The sequence below is a fragment of the Kamptonema sp. UHCC 0994 genome, assembly GCF_029167235.1.
In the GTDB taxonomy this organism is placed as follows: Bacteria; Cyanobacteriota; Cyanobacteriia; order Cyanobacteriales; family Microcoleaceae; genus Kamptonema.
This window is the reverse complement of sequence record NZ_JARFTR010000035.1, coordinates 35677-56958: the sequence shown is the minus strand read 5'-3', so window position 1 is coordinate 56958 and position 21282 is coordinate 35677. Positions and strand designations below refer to the sequence as shown.

Sequence of the window (21282 nt, the reverse complement as noted above, 5' to 3'; positions counted from 1 at the left end):
AGACGCGAGCGATCGCGCTTCTACAGGCAAATCAACCTCTTTTGTACGACTAAAAGCTGCAACTCCCTTGACGACCAGATGCACCAAAAATTGAGAACTTTGCGCTCAACTGCTCTAGTTGAACTAGCAGCCGTATTTTTTAAGTTTGACATCCTCGATCTGGGAAAGGCACTCTAGCTTTTTGTACGGTTGAGTGCAGTGTCAAAACAATTAACGCCTGTCGCGGGTAGAAAATCCTCAGAATTTGGGAGTGCTGCTTTTATCTTACACCTAAAGATTGCAGTTATCCATTACCGATCGCCAATTACCCATTCCGCAAGTTTTGGGCGGCTAAATATATTTGACTCCATTCGCTGATGACGTGATTGGTTTTGATTTTCATTTCAGCGGCGATCGCATCTACAGTTTTACCTGCTTTCAAATCTTCGATCAATTGTTTCTGAATGGGTGTCAGGCTTTCCCAGAATTGTTTCCACAGCTTTGGCGGTAAACCTAAGTTGTGTTCAAAGGAAGTTTCTAGCCAACTTGCAACTAATTCGGGTGCGCCTTTGACAGCAAAGTTACGAATAGCATGATATGTAACTTTTTCCCGTAGCCGATAAATCTGCTTGACTGGTATATTTAAAGCTTGGGCGATCGCTTCCTGAGAACGTCCTAATAAGTAAAGTCGCAGCCATTCGGCCGCCATCGGATCGACTTCATCCGCTAAATAAGCCTGAAATTCCACTTGTACTTTCTTTCTAAGTCCTTGTTGCTCTTCCCAAGCTTGATTTTCTCGATATTGCTCTACTGCTTGTTCATCTAATAGGCTAACTGTATCATCAGCATCCTGGGGGACAATTTCCTCGGATACCAGTCGCACCCAATCCCCCGCTGGGACTTGAGTTAAGCCGCCTCGCTGGGTGCGATGCAGGTAGTTAACGAAACGGTAAACTAAGAGCGGTTGGTTGCGAATCGGACGCAAGCAATATTCTTCTAAATTCGCTAGTAATAAGGCGTTGCGGAGGCGATTATCGGCTGTACATTCAGCAATCCAGGCGATTTGTTGCTGGAGGTAGCGATCGCCTTTGAGCATTTCCTGAATTACTTCTTGTAATACTTCTACCGCACTTCGCTGGCGATCGCGACTTAATGCTACCCACGCCTTGATTTTCTCCCGCAAGACGACTAAACCCCCCAACCGTCCGATCAAGTTGCGGTAAGCTTGTTCGGGCGTTACTCCCAGATATCTCTGTCGCAGAATCCCATACTGAAATTCTATCGCTTGGGAAGCGATCGCCTTTTGAGCTGGAGTTAGAGCATCAAATCGCTCTGGCTTTTCTCCCAACAGCCAGCGTACAATACTGTCGATCGCGATCGCGCTCATATCGGGATAATCTTGTTGGAGTCGCGCACTCCATTTTTGTCCCAGTTCTTCCGCCAAAGTCATCGGGTCTTGAAAGATTGGTTTCATCCCGATTCTACGTGGTATGCTCAACTTTTGGGCCTTTTTTGGATATTCCTTGAACTAGCAAATTCATTGCTTTAGGACTTACCCCCCTAACCCCCCTTGTTAAGGGGGGGATCAAAAGCCCCTTTAACAGGGGGTATTCGCATCACCAGCAGTAGGACGGATATCAATCCCTTAACAGGGGGGGATCAAAAGCCCCCCCTTAACAAGGGGGAATCAAAAACCCCCCCTTAACAAGGGGGGGTTGGGGGGGTCGAAGTTTCAGATTTTAATGGTTAAGTCCTCAACGCTCTTGACAAAAATAACAATAAGTGATATGGCGACATTTTTATTAGAAGTCGGTACAGAAGAATTACCAGCAACCTTTGTCAAAGAAGCGATCGCGCAGTGGCAGCGACTAATTCCGGCTGCGATCGCCGAACAATCCTTGACAAATGAGGCAATTAATGTATATGGAACCCCGCGACGTTTAGCCGTTGTCATTGAAGGACTACCAACCCAACAAAGCGATCGCGAAGAAGAAATCAAAGGCCCACCCGCCGCCACAGCATTTAAAGATGGTAAACCCACCAAAGCAGCAGAAGGTTTTGCCAAAAAACAAGGCGTAGAAATCGACAGCTTAGAAATTCGTCCCACCGACAAAGGCGACTTTATTTTTATCCTTAAAAAAATCCCCGGCCGCCCCACCGCCGATATTTTAGCCGAACTAATTCCCCAGTGGATTAGCAAATTGGAAGGTAAAAGATTAATGCGTTGGGGAGACGGAGAATTAAAATTTCCGCGACCGATTCGCTGGCTGGTAGCATTATTAGATGATGCCGTATTGCCGATAACATTAGTCAACGGTTCAGAGACAGTAAAGAGCGATCGCATATCCCAAGGCCATCGAGTTTTACACCCGCAACCAGTCACCATTCCCAAAGCTGAGAATTATCTAGAATCTTTGCGTTCCGCCTACATCGAAGTTGACCCCGAAAAGCGTCAAACTAAAATCCGAGAACAAGTAGAAGCAGCCGCCAAAAAACAAGGCGGTAAAGCCGACATTACCACTGAATTGTTAGAAGAAGTCACAAACTTAGTCGAATGGCCGACAGCAGTAGTCGGCAAATTTGACGAAGAATTTTTGATATTGCCGCCGGAAGCAATTACCACAATTATTGTCAAAAATCAACGCTATTTTCCCATCCTGAAAAGCGAAGCTTCCAGCGAATTATTGCCTTATTTCATCACAATTTCCAACGGCGATCCAGCAAAATCTGATGTAATTGCCACTGGTAACGGGCGAGTAGTTCGTGCTCGCTTAGCTGACGGCGACTTTTTCTATAAAGCCGACTTAGCTAAACCCTTAGAAAGCTATTTACCGCAATTAGAAAAAGTCACATTTCAAGAAGATTTAGGCACTGTTAGAGATAAAATCAATCGCTTCAGTAAAATAGCGAACCTAATTGCTGACCAATTGCAAGTAACAGAAGAACAACGCGGCAATATTCAACGCGCCGCCTTACTTTGTAAAGGAGACCTCGTTACCCAAATGGTCTACGAATTCCCAGAATTGCAGGGAATAATGGGGCAAAAATACGCCTTAGCTAGTGGCGAACCGGAAGCAGTAGCAACCGCTATTTTTGAACATTACTTACCCAGAGGTGCAGGGGATATTTTACCGCAAACATTGACAGGTCAAGTTGTCGCCTTAGCCGATAAATTAGATACTTTAGTTAGTATTTTTGGCTTAGGGATGATACCAACTGGTTCCTCTGATCCCTTTGCCTTACGGCGGTCAGCGAATGCGATAATTAACATAACTTGGGCGGCACAATTGCCTCTAGATTTACAGGGATTAATCTTAAAAGTTGTAAATGAATTTACCCAAAATAGCCCCATAGCACCGTCAAATTTGATGTCACAATTGTATGAATTTTTCCTGCAACGTATCCGCACGTTACTGCAAGAAGAAAAAGGCATTGACTATGACTTGGTGAATGCAGTTTTGGGAGAAAAAGATCCAGAATATACTTTACGGGCATTGCGGGATTTATTGGATGCGTTAGAAAGAGCGATATTCTTGCAAAATATCCGCAATAACGGCACTTTAGATAAGATTTACGAAACTGTTAACCGATCGACTCGTTTAGCAGGTCAAGGAGATTTCGATAAAACGAAATTGGAACCTGAAGAAATAAGTCCTGAACTATTCCAAAAGTCATCGGAACAAGCTTTTTATGATGCAATCGTGCAGTTAGTACCGAAAACTCAGGCATCTAAGGAAAGTAGAAATTATCAGCAATTGGTAGAAAGTTTAGCTGAAATTGCCCCGGCAGTTAGCAACTTTTTCGATGGGCCAGAAAGCGTTTTAGTGATGGATGCTAATCCAGAAATTAAGCAAAATCGATTAAACTTATTGGGTTTATTGCGGAATCATGCACGGGTATTAGCTGATTTTGGTCAGATTGTCAAAGGTTAAAACCTTGTAGGTGGGATAGCAGCAATACAAATTCGTATTTTTACAAAATACGTCAGCAATAACTATGGTATTATTTAAAATATCATTTTTGTAAAAGCTATGTCTCAAGGCACATTAACTGATGTTTCCTTAGATCCAATATTAGAGCGATTAGAGCAAGATATTAGCCAAGCTAAAAAATACTGGAGAGAATATGAAATAACTCAAACTGCCAAATAGGATTATAGCATTATATTGGAAGCGATCGCGCTTTAGGAAAGTAAGGGCGATCGCTATAATAAAGTGTTGTGGACGATCGCTGTTTCAGCAGCTAAGTCAATTCTCAGAAAGACCAGAGCCAGATAGCCTGTGCCTGGTATTCTGAGAATGTGAAGTCAAAAGACTATTGCAGTTTAGCTGATTCAACGACAGCCTGAACCATCTTAATTGCCTCTTTGATAGACATTTGACCACTTTCGACAGCCCTCATTAAATCCTGAGCATCTTTAGGGCTAATTAGATTAAGCCTAACTGGTTCTTTCAATGAAACGATAAATTTTGTCTTGTCACTGTCTCCAAGTTTAGATGCTCTTTCTTTTGTTTCGATCTCTCTTTGCTGTTCTTTTAACTGTTTGAGCATTTCTGCTTGTTTCCCTTCGTTGAAGGTGCCATCAAAAAAGATTCTCTTTGCTCCAACGAGAGCCGCTGCACCTAATGCTGCACCGCCAACGACCAATCCTACTGGGGGTGCAAGTGCTACTAGCCCAAACAATATGGATGGATGTACCGCCGAAAGCTGCAACAGCAGCACCGGCAGCACCAGCACCTACCACACCAATCCCAATATCAGCTAAGATTCCTAGCTTATCATTAGGATTTTTTTCCAATTGCTCAATCGCTTTAAGAATTTGCTCTTTAGCTACAGATTTATTTCCAGACATATCAGACCTCAAGTTTAGAGTTGTTTTTCTGTTTAAGCAGTAATAACGTTGCGGAAAACTGCATTGAAAACATCAATCAGTAGTTGAAAAAACAATCGGGCGATTTGAATAAAGTCTTGTGTTACTCCAACTATGCCATCTACTTGACGGTAGCCTTGATCTAGTCTATGTCCAGCGATCGCACCAACAGTTATACCTAGCACTGCTGCTAATGGCCCTAACACTGGGCCTATAACTGGTACTGAACTTGCCAATAGCCCCACAGCAGCTCCTAGAGCAATGCCTGTAGCTAAATTAGGATGTGCCTTGACAAACTCGATAATTTTGAGCAGAACAATTTTCCCTACAGCCAAAACTTTGTTACCAGCTTTTTTCGTGTAGCTAGCCAACTCGTGCAATCTGATGCTGACTTCGTAGGGCAACCCGCTATCATTTAACCAGACATACAAATCGCTACTGCTCATTGAATCGGCATCTACTTGCCAGAGAGCCATTTTTAAGTTGGCTTGTGGGAGGGATAATGCTTGTGTAGTCATTTTTTTTATCTTAGAAAGCTGTAATTTTTTCTGTTAAAGATGATTGTGACTATAAAACCTAAGTCTTGTCCAGTCGGGAAAAGTCGGATAAAGTAGGCACTTTTATATGATTTGCCATTTACCCATGCCAGAAAAAGCCTGACAAATTCTGTCAGGCCGGAAAAAGTCGGATAAAGTAGGATATAATAGGCAAAACCCCAGCATCTACCCGACCTATGGACGTTCAAGAAGTCTTAAAACTTGCCGACGACCTAGTTTTTGTCAATACGGGAAAACACTTAGATAATCTGCAAGAGGTGATACTGCGGGGAACTTTGCAAGGTCAGAAATACTCAAAAATAGCAGAAGAATCTCACTGTACTGAAGGTCACATCAAGGATATTGCATCAGAATTATGGAAGCTACTTTCAGAAGTATCAGGCGAAGAAATCAATAAATCAAATTTTAGAGCTACCTTGGAAAGGTTACAATTTTCAAACGTCTTAAATTTTACAAAAGACTTTGTACAGATTAATAATGTTAACTTCTGTGAAAATAATTCACGTTCCCCAAAAGTTCCCAACTTACCACCCGATGAAGAACCTCTCAATAAAGCCAATGCTAAACCCAAAGTGCGCGAATATTTAGGTGAAATGCCTAATTTTGGGAGTTTCTACGATCGCACTCCCCAACTCACCACCCTCAAACAGTGGATTTTACACGAAAACACCCGCCTAGTCGCCATATTAGGCATAACTGGCATCGGCAAAACCGCGATCGCGGTTCACCTAGTAGAACAAATCAAACATGAATTTGATTACATCTTCTGGCGAAGTCTAAGCACTTCCCCACCCCTAAAAACACTCCAAACAAATATAGTCCAATTCTGTAGGGGCGGTGCCCCCGTGCCCGCCCCAGATCCCAACGGCGTGCCCGCCCCAGATACCGAAGAAAGGGCAACCACAGGGGGATTGCCCCTACTAGATTACCTGCGAAAATACCGCTGTCTCCTGATACTTGATGATGTACAAACCCTCAACAGCAGCGGACAACTAGCGGGAAACTACAAACCAGGATATGAAGATTACGGTACATTCTTCAAACAAATAGCAGAACTATATCATCACAGTTGCTTAATATTAATAAGTTCCGAGAAGCCCAAAGAAATATCTATATTAGAAGGCGAAAATCAACCCGTTCGCTCATTAGAACTCAGCGGATTAGGTGCCGAGGCAATGGGAATTCTACGAGAAAAAGGATTAGCTGATGAGGAAAAATGGTTAGAACTAATTGAACCCTACGGAGGCAATCCTTTATGGTTAAAAATAGTGGCAACGATGATTCAAGATGTGTTTAACGGTAGCGTTGCCGAAGCCTTATCATATCATACCCTATTTTTGGGAGATTTAGAAGCAGTATTGCATCAATCTTTTCATCGCTTATCCGAGTCGGAAAAACAAGTAATGTCTTGGTTGGCAAGTGAAAATTTACCTGTTTCTCTGGCACAAATTCCAGAGCGTATACAATTATCTCATTCTGAGTTATTGAAAGCGATTCAATCTTTGGGAAGGCGCGATTTGATTGAAAAAATTAGGGAAGGAGAGCGAAATCTTTTCACTCTTCAACCTGTAATTAAGGAATATGTGAAAACTTACTGATGTTAACTACCTGAGCTTGGTCTGCCAGGGACTAAAGTCCTTGTCTAATAGCTTAAGTCCTCCTTTGTCGGTCTTTGGCTCTCAGGACACAGGGATAATATCTGCGATCGCTGGCAAGTTTTGGGCTAGCTTTGCTGTAACATAAAGATTGCTCAAACCAGGGAAGCTACCTTTAATATGCTCAATGCTCACATTATCGGTCTGGGAAGATCAGGAATTGCCGCTGCGCGACTATTAAAACGGGAAGGTTACTCAGTGACGCTAAGCGATCGCGCCTCTTCCCCAATCTTACAACAGCAACAACAGGAACTCGCAACAGAAGGAATTGCAGTTGAGTTGTGCCATTCATTTGCACCAGCAACACCTCTAAATTTAATAGTTGTGAGCCCTGGCGTTCCTTGGGATTTACCAGCATTAATCCGCGCCAGAGAGCTCGGAATTGAGACAATAGGAGAAGTAGAACTTGCGTGGCGACATCTGCAATCTCAGTCTTGGATTGGGATCACCGGTACTAATGGCAAAACCACCACAACCGCGCTAATCGCTGCTATCTTTCAAACGGCGGGTTTTTACGCTCCGGCTTGTGGCAATATTGGCTATGCTGCTTGTGAGTTAGCTTTGGGCGAAAAGCCTCCCGATTGGGTAATTGCAGAAATGAGCAGTTATCAAATTGAATCATCGCCCTCAATTGCGCCTAAAATTAGTATTTGGACAACTTTTACTCCCGATCATCTCAGCCGCCACAAAACCTTAGAAAATTATTACAACATTAAAGCCCATTTGCTCAAGCAATCCGAGTTACAAGTGATTAACGGAGATGACCCTTACTTACGCGAAAAAGGGGTTGAAAGTTGGCCAAAAGCTTGCTGGACAAGTGTTAAAGGTAAAGCAGAATTGTTAGGAGATCCGGCGCGGGGTGCTTATATTGAGGATGGATGGGCGATCGCGCTGGGTGAAAAAATTCTGCCCGTTGATTCTTTGCGGATGGTAGGATCTCATAACCAGCAAAATTTACTAATGGCTGTAGCGGCGGCGCGTTTAGCAGGAATTGAGAAAGATGCGATCGCCCAAGCAATTGCTAATTTCCCCGGAGTACCCCACCGCCTCGAACACATCCGCACTTGGGCCGGCATAGACTTTATTAATGATAGCAAAGCCACCAACTACGATGCTGCCGAAGTCGGATTAGCCTCCGTTGCGACACCAGCAATCCTAATTGCAGGCGGTGAAGCCAAAGAAGGCGACGATCTCGCCTGGATCGAAACCATTCAAGCCAAAGCCGCCGCCGTCTTGTTGATTGGTAACGCTGCTGACACCTTCGCCAAGCGTCTACAACAAGCTAATTATAGCAGTTGGGAAATAGTAGAAACAATGGAACGAGCCGTTTCCCGGAGTTCAGAACTTGCTAAAGAGTATAACGCGAAAGTTGTCCTGCTGTCACCAGCCTGTGCTAGCTTCGATCAATACCAGAACTTTGAGCAACGAGGAGATGATTTCCGGCAGTTATGCCTAGAGTCGCTACCTTAGAAGCAGGGAGGAAAAGGATTTGTAAATTTTTTCCTTCCCAGCGTTAAAAAATATCAAATTTGACAGAAAAAAATTTATAAGGCAGTAATATTCAAGTTATTCAAGATCGCGATCGTGGAATTTTGGTAATCAAATCAAATTTGGTTACATACAGCAAATTCCAAGTGGTTGAAGTAAATCCCAAATCGATCGATCCCCGTAGGGAGAAGGCATTGCCGTGTCCTTATCTCTATTGCTTCCCTTCTTCCCCTAGCCCCTAGCCCCTAGTCCCTAGTTATAATTAGGTGTGAGTAGCAACAATGTCAAAATTTTTCGGAAAAAGTTTCTGGTTTTGCCTAGCTTTTATTGGCAACACCTTGCTAGTAGAAAACATAGCTATTGCCGCAGAAACAACGGCTGGTGTTAGTCAAATTCCTGATGCAATAAATGCCATTACAATTGCCAACGAAGTAAAGCAATTTGACTCAGAAATTGATGATGTTACCAACACATTAAATTCAGTTTCCCCCATCGTCATTGCCAACGAAGTAAACCAATCGCAACCCACCGTAATTGAGCCAGAGCAAAATTTCCCTACTCAGGTAGAATCTGCATCTAAATCGCAAGATGCAAACTCCATGAGTCAGGTGACATCAGTATCTCAACTATCCGACGTACAGCCTACAGATTGGGCATTTCAAGCCCTACAATCCCTCGTAGAACGATACGGCTGTATAGCGGGATATCCCGATGGCACATTTCGCGGCAATAGAGCATTAACTCGATACGAATTTGCCGCAGGATTAAACGCTTGCTTAGACCAAATTACCAGATTAATAGGTGGAGCTACAGCTAACTTTGTCACCAAAGAAGACTTAGCGATATTGCAACGATTGCAAGAAGAATTTGCCGCCGAATTATCTACCTTGCGAGGTCGAATAGATAGCTTAGAAGCGCGGGCAACGGAACTCGAAGCCAATCAATTCTCAACCACTACTAAGCTAAACGGAGAAACCATTTGGGCAATCACCGATACCTTCGGAGACGGCGCTGTTGATGATGACAATACTAATACAAACTTTGGCTATCGGGTGCGCTTGAATTTCGACACTAGCTTCACTGGCGAAGACAGATTGAGAACCAGGTTGCAAGCGAGAAATATGGCGAGGTTGGATCGCATAACTGGAACCCCAATGACTCGCACGAACTTTGACGGCGATGACGGTTCCCAAATCATTCTTGATAAATTAAGCTATCTCTTTCCCCTTGGTAATAACACTACTGTTGAAATTGGGGCAAAAGGACTTACTTCTGACGATGTGGGCCCGATTATTAACCCCTATTTCGCTGGTAGTGCTGACGGTGCTGTTTCTCGGTTTGGGGCCTTCAATCCGGCTATTTATAACACCCCTGGAGAAACAGGAATTGCGATTAATCACCGATTAGGAAATAAGCTGAATTTAACTTTGAGCTATCTCGCTAATACTGCTGCCGATCCTACTGAAGGTAACGGACTTTTTAATGGTAGCTACGGCGCTTTAGCTCAATTGACCTATTCGCCAACTCCTCAGATCGATCTGGCATTAAGTTATGTCCGAAGTTACTCCCGGCGTAATGATGTTAACTTGTCTCTAGGTACCGGTAGCAATAATGCTAATGAACCTTTTGGCCAAGAAGCTACTAGAGGAAACCACTACGGTTTTGAGGCAAGTTGGCAACTTTCTCCTCGATTTGCCCTTGCGAGTTGGGTGGGATATGTAGATGCTAAACAGTTGTCAGGCGGAGATGCAAGTGCCGGAATTTGGAACGGTGCGATCGCTTTTGCTTTCCCAGATTTGTTTAAAGAAGGCAATCTTGGTGGCATCATTGTTGGCATACCACCCAAGGTGACTGAAAATGATATTAAAGGTAATAGAGACGACGCTACTTCTCTCCATGTAGAGGCTCTATATCGTATCCAAGTGAGTGACTTTATCAGCGTTACCCCTGGTGTTTATGTGATTACCAATACAGATCACAACGAGGACAATGGTACAACATGGGTGGGAGTTCTGCGAACTAGCTTTACTTTCTAAACCCTATAAGTAGGGTGCATTAATTATGTACCCTAAAGGTAAGCTTGTGGTGCAATTACAGGACTTACGCACGCTCTACGTAACGCCGCCATCCTGGCGGTTATTTTACCGCCAGGATGGCGGCGTTACGAATAATTTTGCGTAAGTTCTGGATTATCTGTCTTGAACAAGACTTACTATAATTGTTTGTAGCACCGCTGTCCCGGCGGTCAAGATACCGCCGGGACGGCGGCGTTACGTCAGAGAACTTTTGGTCTAGTTTGGTAGGGGATTTTTAAGGGAAATGCTCGACATGAAACGTTTAAAATTAAAATCAGTGCTGGTGGTTGCGATCGCCATCGCCTTCTCATTGATTGCGATCGCTAGCTATCCCCAAACCGCCAACAAGACTTTAACAATGGCGACTTCCCCAGATTACCCGCCCTATGAATTTAAGGATACGGCTGTTAGTGGTAATGAAATTATCGGTTTTGATGTAGATATTGCCAAATATATTACAAAAGAATTAGGCTATGAATTCCAAATCATAGGTATGGATTTTAACGGCTTAATTCCGGCTTTGCAAGCAGGTCGAGCAGATTTTGTAATGGCGGGGATGACTCCCACACCTGAACGGAAAAAAAATGTTGATTTTTCCGTTCTTTATTACGAAGCTCAAAATACAATTGTCGCTAATAAAGGCAGCAAACTGACCAAACCTGAAGATTTAGCAGGCAAAAAAGTAGGCGTACAACTGGGAAGTATTCAGCAGGAAGCTGTCAAAAAGATGGCGGGAGTGGAGATGGTTCCTCTGAATAAAATTGCTGATATCATTCAAGAAGTTAAATCCAATCGACTGACTGCGGGGATAATTGAAGATACGGTTGCTAAGGGTTATGCGGAAGCAAATCCTGACCTAGAATTTAATGTAATTCCTAATACTGAAGAAAGTGGTTCTGCGATCGCCTTTCCCAAAAGTTCGAGATTAGTTCCAGAGTTTAACCGCGTCCTCCAGCAAATGAAAGACAATGGTAAACTTAAGGAATTCGCTACTCAGTGGTTTTCTCGACCAATAGCTCAAGAACCGACTACAGATCAGCCAGCCCCTACCCCAAAATTTGGTCTAGATTTTGGCAAAATATTGCCGAATATGCCTTTTATCTTAGGCGGAATCTGGGTAACATTAACATTTACCCTGCTGTCGGCATTTCTCGGATTTATCTGGGGTATCGTCCTATCTCTGTTTAAGATTTCTAGCATCAAACCGCTTTCCTTATTTGCCAACGGCTACACTTCAATTTTCCGGGGAACGCCCCTAATTTTGCAGTTAACTTTAGTTTACTTTGCAACACCACAGCTTACGGGGTATAATATATCAGCGCTGCAAGCTGGTGTGATTACTTTTTTCCTCAATTCTGGGGCTTATATCTCCGAAACAATTCGCGCTGGAATTCAAGCAGTAGATAAAGGGCAAAAGGAAGCAGCAGAATCCCTTGGTGTTCCCTACAAACTAATGATGGGGGATATTATCTTACCGCAGGCTTTAAAAAATATTTTGCCTGCATTGGTAAATGAAAGTATTGCTTTGTTGAAAGACTCAGCTTTAGTTTCAGTAATTGGCGTAGAAGATTTGCTACGTCGCGCCACAATTGTCGGGGCAGAGAAGTATATTTACTTTGAACCTTTGATATTTGTGGGGATAATTTACTACTTAATGGTGCTTAGTTTAACTTGGGGGGCAAATGTACTCGAACGCAGACTCCAAAGTAGCAGTTAAGGTTGACAGGCTCTATAAATCTTTTGGCGATCTCAAGGTTTTGCGCGAGATTAGCACTGAGATTAATCAAGGAGAAGTGATTGCTATTATCGGCCCTTCCGGGTGCGGTAAGTCTACTTTTTTGCGGTGTTTGAATTTACTGGAAATTCCTACTTCTGGGAATATCTACATTGACGGAGTTGATATTACTTCGGCGAATGTAGATATTCTGAAAATTCGCCAGAAAGTCGGGATGGTGTTTCAACATTTTCATTTATTCCCGCACATGACGGTATTGCAAAATGTGATTTATGCGCCTATAAAGGTGAAGCAGGTTGCTAAGGGTGAGGCGCATCAAAAGGGATTAGAATTGCTTGAAAAAGTAGGTTTGTCAGATAAGGCGGAGGTTTACCCTTCTAAGCTGTCGGGGGGACAAAAACAGCGGGTGGCGATCGCACGATCCTTGGCAATGGAACCGGAAATTTTGTTGATGGATGAACCAACTTCTGCACTCGATCCAGAAATGGTTAAAGAAGTGTTAGATGTGATGAAAGCTTTAGCGCAGACGGGAATTACAATGGCAATTGTCACTCACGAGATGGGATTTGCGCGGGAAGTAGCCCACCGAATATTATTTCTGGATGGCGGAAAAGTCGCTGAGGATGAACCGCCGAGGGAGTTTTTCAGTAACCCGAAGTGCGATCGCGCCAAGCAATTTCTGGAAAAAATGCTTTAATATGCAAAGAAACCGGGTTTCTCAGAAAAATCAATATTGGGAAACTAGAGATATTATGAAGAAACCCGGTTTCTAATCCCAGCGTAAATCCTGTACTTGTCATTGCGAGGCTTCCGAAGCAATCCCAAAACCGTTAACCGTTAAGTGTTAATTGTTAACACTACATACTTCCAAATTGCCTGAATTCTAGCTTGCTGTTCCAGTACGAGTTCGCTGTAAACCTGCATTATTTCTTCATGGGTGAAGTCAATAATTAAGGCAGCTAGTTGACCCGCAGTTTCAGCTTCTAGCATTAATAATTTCAGTTTTTCCATCTCTTCTCGATTCGTCGTCATTACTACGTGATATCATATCAATTTCCAGCCTTGGCTTTATGGGGGTTAGCCGTACAAATCTGTTTAACTCTTGCATTCAGAGTTTTGAGTTGGTGATTGTCCATTCTATCTAACTGTTGCGCTGATATTTTCAATTCCCCGCTGCACAGCTCGGATCGCAGTTTTTCATCAATCTCAAGTATCTCTCGATCGGAGGTTAAAAGTCTTTGGAGTAAAATTTCAATTTCTTTGTCCAGTTTACGCCTACCCTCCTCAAAAAAGTCTTGAGAATTTGACCGAAATAAACCGCTATTCACCTGCTGAATTTGACTACTGGTGAGTGGGTTAGCCAAGGCAGGAGGCGCAGAGATTGCTGCTAAAAATAATGCAATTCCCAGACTAGGAATTATCTGTTTTTGGATGGCTTTCATAAATATCTGGATGAGTTTCAGTTTGAGTTGGTTCCCTTTTCTCTGACTCATCGGCTAATCGATCTGCTGCTTCCATTTTATCTTGCCATTCAGAAAGCTGTTCAAAGAGGCGTTTGCTGATTTCAAATTTAACTTTCTCTTTCTCTTTCTCTTTATCTGACATATTTTCTCCTAAATATAGCTAGGGTGAAGAAGGGGCTAGGGGCTAGGGGCTAGGGGCTAGGGAAGAAGGAAGAAGGAAGAAGGGAAGAAGGGAATAGAATTAAGGGTGGAAGGAAGCTATTTAACTATAGCAATTCTAAGTTGATCTGACTCTACTAGCTATGGTGAAGACTTTAATAATTGCAAAATTATGCCAATTAAAGAACCCGCAAGGAGAGTAAAATTAGCAAAGGAAGTAATTCCAAAACCGAGCATACGTTTCTCCGCAGCTTGATAGTAACCCCAAGCAAATAAAATGCGCCCAACCAACCAAAATGCACCAATTCCAGAAGCCCAAATTGGACTGATAAACTCGGAAAATAGCCACAGTGAGGGCAAAAAGATGACAAGTTGCTCTAAAGTATTCTGCTGAACCCGCACCACACGCTCAAAGTCGGGATTCCCTGTCATCTGGGGCGGAGACATTTTATACTGAGCTCTAGCTCTCCCGACGTTGATGATGAAAACTAAGTAGATGAGTAAAGCTGAGGCAGTTACTAGACTAGGCCAAGGCGACACGGGCATTCTCCCAAAAATCTCTTTACTATCATAACAATTATCGGACTGAGGCGGATATCGCGCTAACTGCGTTCGTGACTCTGATTTTGTGGCGATCGCCTCTAATGGTTGCGATCGCTAATCTTCCCTGATTCATTGTTATAGAGATATGTATAGGCTGTAGCCAATAGCCGGGAACAGGAGCGCAAGGGTTAGCGTCACCACAGGTCAATATAACCAACCATCCCGCGCGATCGCCAAAATTTTCAGCGTTAAGGCGTGTATCTTGAGTTAATATTGCTAAGTCATAAGTAATTATTGCTGGTTCTGGAGCTTGTGCAAATATGCAATCGACAGTGAATGCCGAATCGAGTGCGGTTCATTTTAACCAACGGGCAGAAATCTATTTATCCCAAGGGAAAGTAGAGGAAGCGATCGCTGCTTGCGAACAAGCCCTGAAGGTAAAACCCGATTTTGCACAGGCGCTAAAAACTTTGGGTAATGCTTTGCAGGCTCAAGGCCGATTTGAGGAGGCAAGGCACTGGTATGCTAAGGCAATTCAAATTCAGCCGAATTTTGCTGAAGCTTATGCCAACTTGGGCAGTATTTACGCGGCTGGGCAAAAATGGTCGGAGGCAATTAGTCATTATCAAAAAGCGATCGCGCTGAAACCAAATTTCGCGGGAGTATACCGGAATTTGGCGAAAGTATTATCCCAAATTGGTAAAGATGCCCAATCTCAAGATTGCTGGTATCAGGCATTCACTCTGGAACCAGAAAAGGCAACGGCAGAGGAACACCTAAATCTGGGTAATAGCCTGTTGCAGCAGCAGAAACTACAGGAGGCGGTTAATTGTTACAGCCGCGCCATTAAATTAAATCCTAATTTGGCTCAAGCTTATCAAAATTTGGGGGATGCTCTCAAGCAAGCAGGTAATTTGGAGCAAGCTGCCCCCTACTATAGAAAAGCCATTGAACTTAAGGCTATGAATGGCAAAACTGCAAGTCAGGGTGTAGATACTTTGCCTTCGGCAAGTCAGAGTGTAGATACTTTGCCTTCGGCAAGTCAGGGCGTGGATACTCTACCTTCGGCAAGTCAGGGTATGGATACTTTGCCTTCAGCAACTAGGGCAAATGGTACTGTTAAGCAGCGCCCTGCGGCACCGGCGCTCGGTATTAGTACAGAAGACCCGGAAGCATACAATATGTTAGCGGAGGGGTATTTAACCCAGGGGAAATTCCCCCAAGCGATCGCGGCCTGTAGGCGATCGCTACAACTTAAACCGGATGCGGCAATATACAAATTATTGGGCAATGCCTTGCAAGCGATGGGCAAGGTAGAGGATGCAAAAAACTGTTATCTCAAAGCTTTAGAAATTAACCCGAATTTTGCTGAGGCTTACGCGAATTTGGGCAGTCTTTATGGGGGTCAGCAGCAATGGCAATCGGCGATCGCAGCTTTTCAAAAGGCGATCGCGATTAAACCAGATTTTGCTGGGGCTTACCGCAATTTTGCCAAACTTTGGACACAGGTAGGGAAGCCACAGGAAGCAGCCGAATGTTGGTATCGAGGGTTTAATCTCGATCCGAGTAAGGCAACAGCAGATGAATATATTAATTTAGCTAAAACTTTCTTGGAACAAGGGAAAGTAGAGCAGGGGATTGATTGTTATCGTCGAGGATTGGAGTTAAATCCTAGTTCTTCTTGGGGATTCCACGAGTTAGCAGAAATCCTTAAAAATCAAGAGAACTGGGAAGAATCGGTTGCTTTTTACCGCCGTGCAATTGAGTTAAATCCTGACCATTCTTGGTCGCACAATAATTTAGCTGATGCGCTGATGAAGTTGGAACAGTGGGAGGAGGCTGTTCCTGCTTACTTAAGCGCAATTAAGTTAAATCCCGATCATTCTTGGTCGCATAATAATTTAGGCGATGCGCTGGTGAAGTTGGAAAGGTGGGCGGAAGCTGCGGATGCTTACAACGGCGCGAATCAAGTTAAAAATGATTTTTTCTGGTCGCAGAACAATTTAGGGGATGCGCTGCTGAAACTGGAACGCTGGGAAGAAGCGGCGGCGGCGTACCAGCGGGCAATTGAGCTTAATTCTGACCATTTTGGATCGCATAGTAATTTAGCTGAGGCTTTGGTGAAGCTGGAAGATTGGGAGGGGGCGATCGCAGCTTACCGCCGTGCAATTGAACTTAACCCGGATTTCTTCTGGTCGCAAAATAACTTAGGAGATGCTCTAATTGAGCTGGAACGTTGGGAGGAAGCGGTTCCCGTTTATAGGCGTGCGTTGGAACTTAACCCAGATTTTGCTTGGGCTCATTACAATTTGGGGCAAGCTTTAGAGCATCAGGAAGAGTGGGATCGGGCGATCGCGTCTTACCGCCGTGCTGCTGAGATTCAGCCGGATTTGCCTTGGCTACCTCAAAAATTAGCTGATGCGATTAGACAGAGGGCTCAATGGGATTTAGAGGCGGCGAGTAAGCTTTATCGGGAGGCGATTGAGTATAACCCGGATGATGTGCAACTTTATCATAAGGCCTTGGAGATTGCGCCGAATGATGCCGATCTTTATGTGGGTTTGGCCGATGCTTTGGTGAGACAGGGTTGGTTAGATGGGGCGATCGTTTTTTATCAGATGGCGTTGCAGATTCAGCCGGATTGTGTTGGTGCTAATCTGGGGTTAGGTAAGGTATTCGGACAAAAGAATGATTGGGAGCAGGCGATCGCTTGTTATCGCCGTGCTATTGAGGGCGATCCTAACTCTTTTTGGCCTCATTACTATCTGGGTGAATGTTTGACAAAACAAGGGCAAATTGATCAAGCGATCGCACTTTACCGCCACGCGATTGAGTTGAAGCCAGATTACCCCTATACCTATAACAATTTAGCGGATCTATTTCAACAAAAAGGACAGTGGGATGAAGCGATCGCATCTTACCGTCGCGCTCTTGAACTGAAGCCTGATTTCTCTTGGTTCCATTATAATTTAGGGGAAATGTTAACCAAGAAAGGGCAAATTGATGAAGCGAGTGCTTGTTATCGCCATGCTTTAGAGTTGGAACCCAAGATTTTCTAATTTCTGATGAAACTGAGCCTGTATTTTGTAAGTTGATGCAGGCTCAGATCTATTATTTAAGCTTAGAATAAATTAATCAAAATTAGAGGAAGTAGTATGAACCCCGAAGCAGCCAAACGCTTGGAAGCAACTATTCAAAAAACTTTAGCTACTCACGCTAAAAGCGACAAAAGCTATCTGTGGATGGCCTATTGGGTAATATTTGAGCGGGAAGCTGATCCAGATGGATTAGAAGGTTGGTTAAACGAACTTAAAACAGGTGCTTCTCGAGCTGATGTTATCAAAAATATGGTCGAAGCTAATGAATTTAAACAAAAGCTGACAGGTGAAGAAAGTAGCAATTATAGGTCTACTGAAGAAAATATCAACTCTATGTTGGATACTAAACTTCATAGTGCTCGAATGAAAATGGTTAGAACACTGCTACCATCGGCTAAAGTTATCTTAGATTTGGGAGGTTATTCTGCATCAGATCAAAGAGGAGCTTTATTGCAGCTTGGATATCCTCATCTTCCAGAAAATATCTATATCAGAGACTTGCCTCCAGATAAAATGATGTTTCCAGGACAAGAGTGGCCAATACAAGTTAAGTACCAAAATTGCAATATTGAATATGTTTATGGAAGCATGACAGACTTAAGCTGCTTTCAAGAAAATAGTTTTGACTTAGTTTGGTCTGGAGAATCAATTGAACATATTACCAAAGAAGAAGCAGAACAGCTATTTGACCAAGTTTATAAATTGTTAAAGTCTGGCGGTAAATTTGCTCTTGACACTCCTAATAGAAAAGCTACAAAGCTACTATTTCCCAATAATTATATTCATCCTGAACACAAGCTAGAATACTATTTCGATGATTTGTGTAAACTCTTAGAGAAGCATAATTTTAAAATATTGGATACAAAAGGTATTATTGATCTTTCAAAGTCAATAGAAACATCAAGTAAGAATACTATCAACCATGAATTTATTTACAATCAACAATTAAATGATAGTCCTGATAAATCCTATTGTTTTTACATTTGCTGTATGCGAGCAGAAGATTTGTAGGTTTATAATAATCAGCAGAAGAAATATTTAATGTCGATAAATATTAATAGTTACTGAGTTAATAAGTTCAAATAATAATAATACTACTACTAAAATTAAATGCTCTTAAAATGACGGCTCTAGCCAGATTGAATATTAAACTTTAAATTTTAAGCGATCTAGTTCTCTCTGAGATTGTAAAGCCGATTTTTTCCAGGCTTGCGCTTGGGATTCAAAAAAGTTTTTCTCTTCTATTGTCCTCCCAATGTATTCAAGGCGATGTCTAATTTTTTTACCAATCACCTCTGGATCAAATAAAGACCTAATTTCCTTAGCGCCCCTCACTCCTACTTCCTGTGCTTCAGAATAATTCTGAAAAACATACTGCATTAAATAACTAGCATGATCGATATCTGGTTCAGCCCAAATACTCCCTTTTGGATAAAGACCATAAGCTTCAGTAGTTGCTATTAACTCATATCTCACCAAAAAACTATTGCCAACATTCATAAAATCTGTATTCGATGAATAGGCAGTTGCAATCACTGGCTTTCCATAATACATCGCTTCTGCCATAGTCAAACCAAAACCCTCAGCCCGATGTAAGGATACGTAGCAGTTACAATTATCTACTAAGCCATGAACCTCTTCCTTACTCAAATGTCCTTCAATAAATTGAATAGATGGCCAGTCCTCTGTCATTGATTTTAGTTCTTGGTACTGATTTTGATAAGCTGGATGAGGTCGAAACTTAATAATCAGCAAAACATCTTGATTAGATTTATCAAAAGCTTTTTTAAACGCCTCAATCGTAGCAAAAGGATTTTTGCGTTCAAAGCCACTACCCATGTCAAACATGAACAGAAAAATAAATTTGTCTTTGGGTAATCCTAAAGCTTCTCTGTCTAATGTATTGGGTGGTAAATAAATGCTAGGGGGCAATTTAACAACCGGAAGAGGCGAGACATCTGAAATGGTTTCAGCCGTGTAATTACTGTAAGTCCAAACCTCATCAAAACGATTAAAAGCTCCCATCCAAATATCAGGAAATACTGGAAGTTCCCAAATCCAAAAACCAATATTATATCTATCCTTAAAAAATTCAGTATCAATAGAATTCAAAAGTGACTCGTGAGGGTTTGTATGAACAATATTAATGGGATAAGAGGGTTTGCTGGAAAAATTTGTGTAAGTAGAATCTAAATTGCGTTGTGAATCTTCTTTCAAATCCCTAATTGTAAAAGGAATATTCGCTGCTTCAATGGCTTTGATTGTACCTCGCACGCCACCACCCAAACCAAATTCGCCACTAACATGACCGATAATATTAACTCCAAAATTAAAATTGGCATTGTTGAACATCATTAAACTCCTAATTACAAATATCTACAATAAATTAATTAAATTTTTCAAATATTAGCAAGGCTTTGGTATTGTGCTATTTCAGATCGAATTTGCTGTGTTGTGTGCCGCCAAACTTGGGTTTGGGACTGAGAAAAAGCTGATTCTTGCTGCATCTGATGAATGCGGGTTGACCAGTTGTTAGATTTCTTCATTCTGTTTTTAATGATTTCTAATCTATTTTTAATTTTTACCCCTAAAATTTGAGGACTCAGTAAAGATTTCATCTCTTGAGATGCTCTCGCTCCTACTTGTTTCGCTTCCTGGGGATTCTCAAAAACATACTGCATTAAGGATACTGCATGATCGACATGGGGATCTGCCCAGTAATTACCTTTAAAATAAGGCCCATAATCTTCGGTCAGCGTCACTATGTCATATTTTACGGGAAAACTATTACCGACATTCATAAATTCCATATTTGATGAGTAGCCAGTCGCAATTACAGGCTTACCATAATACATTGCTTCTGCCATCGTCAAGCCAAACCCTTCGGCCCGGTGCAGGGAAACATAGCAGTCGCAATTGGCAACTAAAGCATGAAGTTCTTCTCTCTTTAAATGCCCATCTATAAAGTGAACGGGCCAGCCGGCTGCTTGTGCTTTGAGTTGTTCTCTCTCTTTAGGAAAAAAGTTGCCGTTAGAAAATTTCAAGACAAGTAAAACATCTTGATTTGCTTGAGAAAAAGCTTGTTTAAATGCTTCCAATGTAGCAAAGGGATTTTTGCGACCTATTGTACTATGGAAATCGAACATGAACAGAAAAATAAATTTGTTTTTGGGTAATCCTAATTCCTCTCTATCATAAGATGGTATAGGAAGTTCGAGACTAGACATCATCTTCACCACAGGTACGGGCGATACGGGTGCTATCGCTTCAGCACAGTAATTACTATAAGTCCAAATCTCATCAAATAAAGAAAAAGCATACAACCATCCTGGGGGAAATATAGGCAGTTCCCAAGCCCAAAAACCAATATTGTATCGACCTTTAAACAATTCGGGATCGACCATGTTGAAAACAACCGGTTCTGGCAGAGTGTGAATTAGATTAATGGGATAGGGGTTTTGCTCGGAAAAATTTGTGTAGCTGTTATCTAAATTTCGATGCCAATCTACCTTAATATCTTTGAGGGCAAAGGGAATACCAGCGGCTTCAATGGCTCTGAGAGTAGCCCTAGAACCTTCTCCAAGACCATATTCACCGCTCAGGTGTCCAATGAAATTGATACCGAAATTAGAATCTAGTGTTTGATTTAACATTGTTGGT

Annotated in this window: 18 protein-coding genes; 8 read left to right on the top strand and 10 right to left on the bottom strand. The window is 42.5% G+C overall.

Annotation, left to right across the window (positions count from 1 at the left end; all coding sequences use genetic code 11):
- Nucleotides 1-304: 304 nt before the first annotated feature.
- Nucleotides 305-1453: a HetZ-related protein 2 gene (locus tag PY364_RS02995; RefSeq protein ID WP_275520428.1), complete on the bottom strand. Its 1149-nt coding sequence runs from the start codon at nucleotides 1451-1453 to the stop codon at nucleotides 305-307.
- 313 nt (nucleotides 1454-1766) lie between these two features.
- On the opposite strand from PY364_RS02995, the gene glyS reads away from it, so the two are divergent.
- Nucleotides 1767-3911, top strand: coding sequence for a glycine--tRNA ligase subunit beta (gene glyS / locus PY364_RS02990; protein WP_275520426.1), 2145 nt, complete (start codon nucleotides 1767-1769; stop codon nucleotides 3909-3911).
- A gap of 382 nt (nucleotides 3912-4293) precedes the next feature.
- Here the strand turns inward: glyS and PY364_RS02985 are convergent, their stop codons facing one another.
- The 3 genes from PY364_RS02985 to PY364_RS02975 are packed head-to-tail and all read right to left on the bottom strand — an operon-like array spanning nucleotide 4294 to nucleotide 5367.
- Complete coding sequence (locus PY364_RS02985; protein WP_275520424.1) at nucleotides 4294-4626, bottom strand: hypothetical protein; 333 nt, start codon at nucleotides 4624-4626, stop codon at nucleotides 4294-4296.
- Nucleotides 4562-4831: a hypothetical protein gene (locus PY364_RS02980; protein ID WP_275520422.1), complete on the bottom strand. Its 270-nt coding sequence runs from the start codon at nucleotides 4829-4831 to the stop codon at nucleotides 4562-4564. The genes PY364_RS02985 and PY364_RS02980 overlap by 65 nt, the downstream gene beginning before the upstream one ends.
- Nucleotides 4832-4863: 32 nt before the next feature.
- Complete coding sequence (locus tag PY364_RS02975) at nucleotides 4864-5367, bottom strand: hypothetical protein (RefSeq protein WP_275520420.1); 504 nt, start codon at nucleotides 5365-5367, stop codon at nucleotides 4864-4866.
- Between the two features lie 215 nt (nucleotides 5368-5582).
- On the opposite strand from PY364_RS02975, the gene PY364_RS02970 reads away from it, so the two are divergent.
- The 5 genes from PY364_RS02970 (at nucleotide 5583) to PY364_RS02950 (ending at nucleotide 13056) form a co-directional block, all read left to right on the top strand.
- Nucleotides 5583-7004 carry an NB-ARC domain-containing protein gene (locus tag PY364_RS02970; protein ID WP_275520418.1) on the top strand — a complete coding sequence of 474 codons (1422 nt, stop codon included), beginning with the start codon at nucleotides 5583-5585 and terminating at the stop codon, nucleotides 7002-7004.
- A gap of 177 nt (nucleotides 7005-7181) precedes the next feature.
- The gene (murD, locus tag PY364_RS02965; protein ID WP_275520415.1) at nucleotides 7182-8531 is read left to right on the top strand and encodes a UDP-N-acetylmuramoyl-L-alanine--D-glutamate ligase; all 1350 of its coding nucleotides are present in this window, start codon (nucleotides 7182-7184) and stop codon (nucleotides 8529-8531) included.
- Between the two features lie 299 nt (nucleotides 8532-8830).
- Complete coding sequence (locus tag PY364_RS02960; protein WP_275520413.1) at nucleotides 8831-10585, top strand: iron uptake porin; 1755 nt, start codon at nucleotides 8831-8833, stop codon at nucleotides 10583-10585.
- Nucleotides 10586-10877: 292 nt separating this feature from the next.
- Nucleotides 10878-12341, top strand: a complete 1464-nt coding sequence (locus PY364_RS02955) for an ABC transporter substrate-binding protein/permease (protein WP_275520411.1) — start codon at nucleotides 10878-10880, stop codon at nucleotides 12339-12341.
- Entirely contained in the window at nucleotides 12307-13056 is a 750-nt protein-coding gene (locus PY364_RS02950; RefSeq protein ID WP_275520409.1) for an amino acid ABC transporter ATP-binding protein, read from the top strand. Before PY364_RS02955 ends, PY364_RS02950 begins: the two co-directional genes overlap by 35 nt.
- 140 nt (nucleotides 13057-13196) lie before the next feature.
- Here PY364_RS02950 and PY364_RS02945 read toward each other — a convergent pair whose 3' ends face one another.
- The 4 genes from PY364_RS02945 to PY364_RS02930 form a co-directional block, all read right to left on the bottom strand.
- Complete coding sequence (locus tag PY364_RS02945) at nucleotides 13197-13391, bottom strand: hypothetical protein (RefSeq protein WP_275520407.1); 195 nt, start codon at nucleotides 13389-13391, stop codon at nucleotides 13197-13199.
- A gap of 17 nt (nucleotides 13392-13408) precedes the next feature.
- Nucleotides 13409-13801 (bottom strand): hypothetical protein, encoded by a 393-nt coding sequence (locus PY364_RS02940; RefSeq protein WP_275520405.1) that lies wholly within the window; start codon nucleotides 13799-13801, stop codon nucleotides 13409-13411.
- Nucleotides 13770-13964, bottom strand: a complete 195-nt coding sequence (locus PY364_RS02935; RefSeq protein WP_275520403.1) for a hypothetical protein — start codon at nucleotides 13962-13964, stop codon at nucleotides 13770-13772. Before PY364_RS02935 ends, PY364_RS02940 begins: the two co-directional genes overlap by 32 nt.
- Before the next feature lie 158 nt (nucleotides 13965-14122).
- The gene (locus tag PY364_RS02930) at nucleotides 14123-14527 is read right to left on the bottom strand and encodes an MAPEG family protein (RefSeq protein WP_275520401.1); all 405 of its coding nucleotides are present in this window, start codon (nucleotides 14525-14527) and stop codon (nucleotides 14123-14125) included.
- 317 nt (nucleotides 14528-14844) lie between these two features.
- On the opposite strand from PY364_RS02930, the gene PY364_RS02925 reads away from it, so the two are divergent.
- Nucleotides 14845-17583, top strand: coding sequence for a tetratricopeptide repeat protein (locus tag PY364_RS02925; protein WP_275520399.1), 2739 nt, complete (start codon nucleotides 14845-14847; stop codon nucleotides 17581-17583).
- A gap of 96 nt (nucleotides 17584-17679) precedes the next feature.
- Nucleotides 17680-18633 carry a DUF4214 domain-containing protein gene (locus PY364_RS02920; RefSeq protein WP_275520397.1) on the top strand — a complete coding sequence of 318 codons (954 nt, stop codon included), beginning with the start codon at nucleotides 17680-17682 and terminating at the stop codon, nucleotides 18631-18633.
- A 135-nt stretch (nucleotides 18634-18768) separates the two neighbouring features.
- Here the strand turns inward: PY364_RS02920 and PY364_RS02915 are convergent, their stop codons facing one another.
- Both PY364_RS02915 and PY364_RS02910 read right to left on the bottom strand, forming a co-directional pair.
- Nucleotides 18769-19977 (bottom strand): glycosyltransferase family 4 protein, encoded by a 1209-nt coding sequence (locus PY364_RS02915; RefSeq protein WP_275520395.1) that lies wholly within the window; start codon nucleotides 19975-19977, stop codon nucleotides 18769-18771.
- Between the two features lie 44 nt (nucleotides 19978-20021).
- The gene (locus PY364_RS02910) at nucleotides 20022-21275 is read right to left on the bottom strand and encodes a glycosyltransferase (RefSeq protein ID WP_275520393.1); all 1254 of its coding nucleotides are present in this window, start codon (nucleotides 21273-21275) and stop codon (nucleotides 20022-20024) included.
- Nucleotides 21276-21282 lie beyond the last annotated feature (7 nt).

Excerpts from the sequence above, each read along its gene's own strand:
- PY364_RS02995 (WP_275520428.1), bottom strand. The coding sequence starts at position 1,453 with ATGAAACCAATCTTTCAAGACCCGATGACTTTGGCGGAAGAACTGGGA.
- glyS (WP_275520426.1), top strand. The coding sequence starts at position 1,767 with ATGGCGACATTTTTATTAGAAGTCGGTACAGAAGAATTACCAGCAACC.
- PY364_RS02980 (WP_275520422.1), bottom strand. The coding sequence starts at position 4,831 with ATGTCTGGAAATAAATCTGTAGCTAAAGAGCAAATTCTTAAAGCGATT.
- PY364_RS02975 (WP_275520420.1), bottom strand. The coding sequence starts at position 5,367 with ATGACTACACAAGCATTATCCCTCCCACAAGCCAACTTAAAAATGGCT.
- PY364_RS02970 (WP_275520418.1), top strand. The coding sequence starts at position 5,583 with ATGGACGTTCAAGAAGTCTTAAAACTTGCCGACGACCTAGTTTTTGTC.
- murD (WP_275520415.1), top strand. The coding sequence starts at position 7,182 with ATGCTCAATGCTCACATTATCGGTCTGGGAAGATCAGGAATTGCCGCT.
- PY364_RS02960 (WP_275520413.1), top strand. The coding sequence starts at position 8,831 with ATGTCAAAATTTTTCGGAAAAAGTTTCTGGTTTTGCCTAGCTTTTATT.
- PY364_RS02955 (WP_275520411.1), top strand. The coding sequence starts at position 10,878 with ATGAAACGTTTAAAATTAAAATCAGTGCTGGTGGTTGCGATCGCCATC.
- PY364_RS02950 (WP_275520409.1), top strand. The coding sequence starts at position 12,307 with ATGTACTCGAACGCAGACTCCAAAGTAGCAGTTAAGGTTGACAGGCTC.
- PY364_RS02945 (WP_275520407.1), bottom strand. The coding sequence starts at position 13,391 with ATGACGACGAATCGAGAAGAGATGGAAAAACTGAAATTATTAATGCTA.
- PY364_RS02940 (WP_275520405.1), bottom strand. The coding sequence starts at position 13,801 with ATGAAAGCCATCCAAAAACAGATAATTCCTAGTCTGGGAATTGCATTA.
- PY364_RS02935 (WP_275520403.1), bottom strand. The coding sequence starts at position 13,964 with ATGTCAGATAAAGAGAAAGAGAAAGAGAAAGTTAAATTTGAAATCAGC.
- PY364_RS02930 (WP_275520401.1), bottom strand. The coding sequence starts at position 14,527 with ATGCCCGTGTCGCCTTGGCCTAGTCTAGTAACTGCCTCAGCTTTACTC.
- PY364_RS02925 (WP_275520399.1), top strand. The coding sequence starts at position 14,845 with ATGCAATCGACAGTGAATGCCGAATCGAGTGCGGTTCATTTTAACCAA.
- PY364_RS02920 (WP_275520397.1), top strand. The coding sequence starts at position 17,680 with ATGAACCCCGAAGCAGCCAAACGCTTGGAAGCAACTATTCAAAAAACT.
- PY364_RS02915 (WP_275520395.1), bottom strand. The coding sequence starts at position 19,977 with ATGATGTTCAACAATGCCAATTTTAATTTTGGAGTTAATATTATCGGT.
- PY364_RS02910 (WP_275520393.1), bottom strand. The coding sequence starts at position 21,275 with ATGTTAAATCAAACACTAGATTCTAATTTCGGTATCAATTTCATTGGA.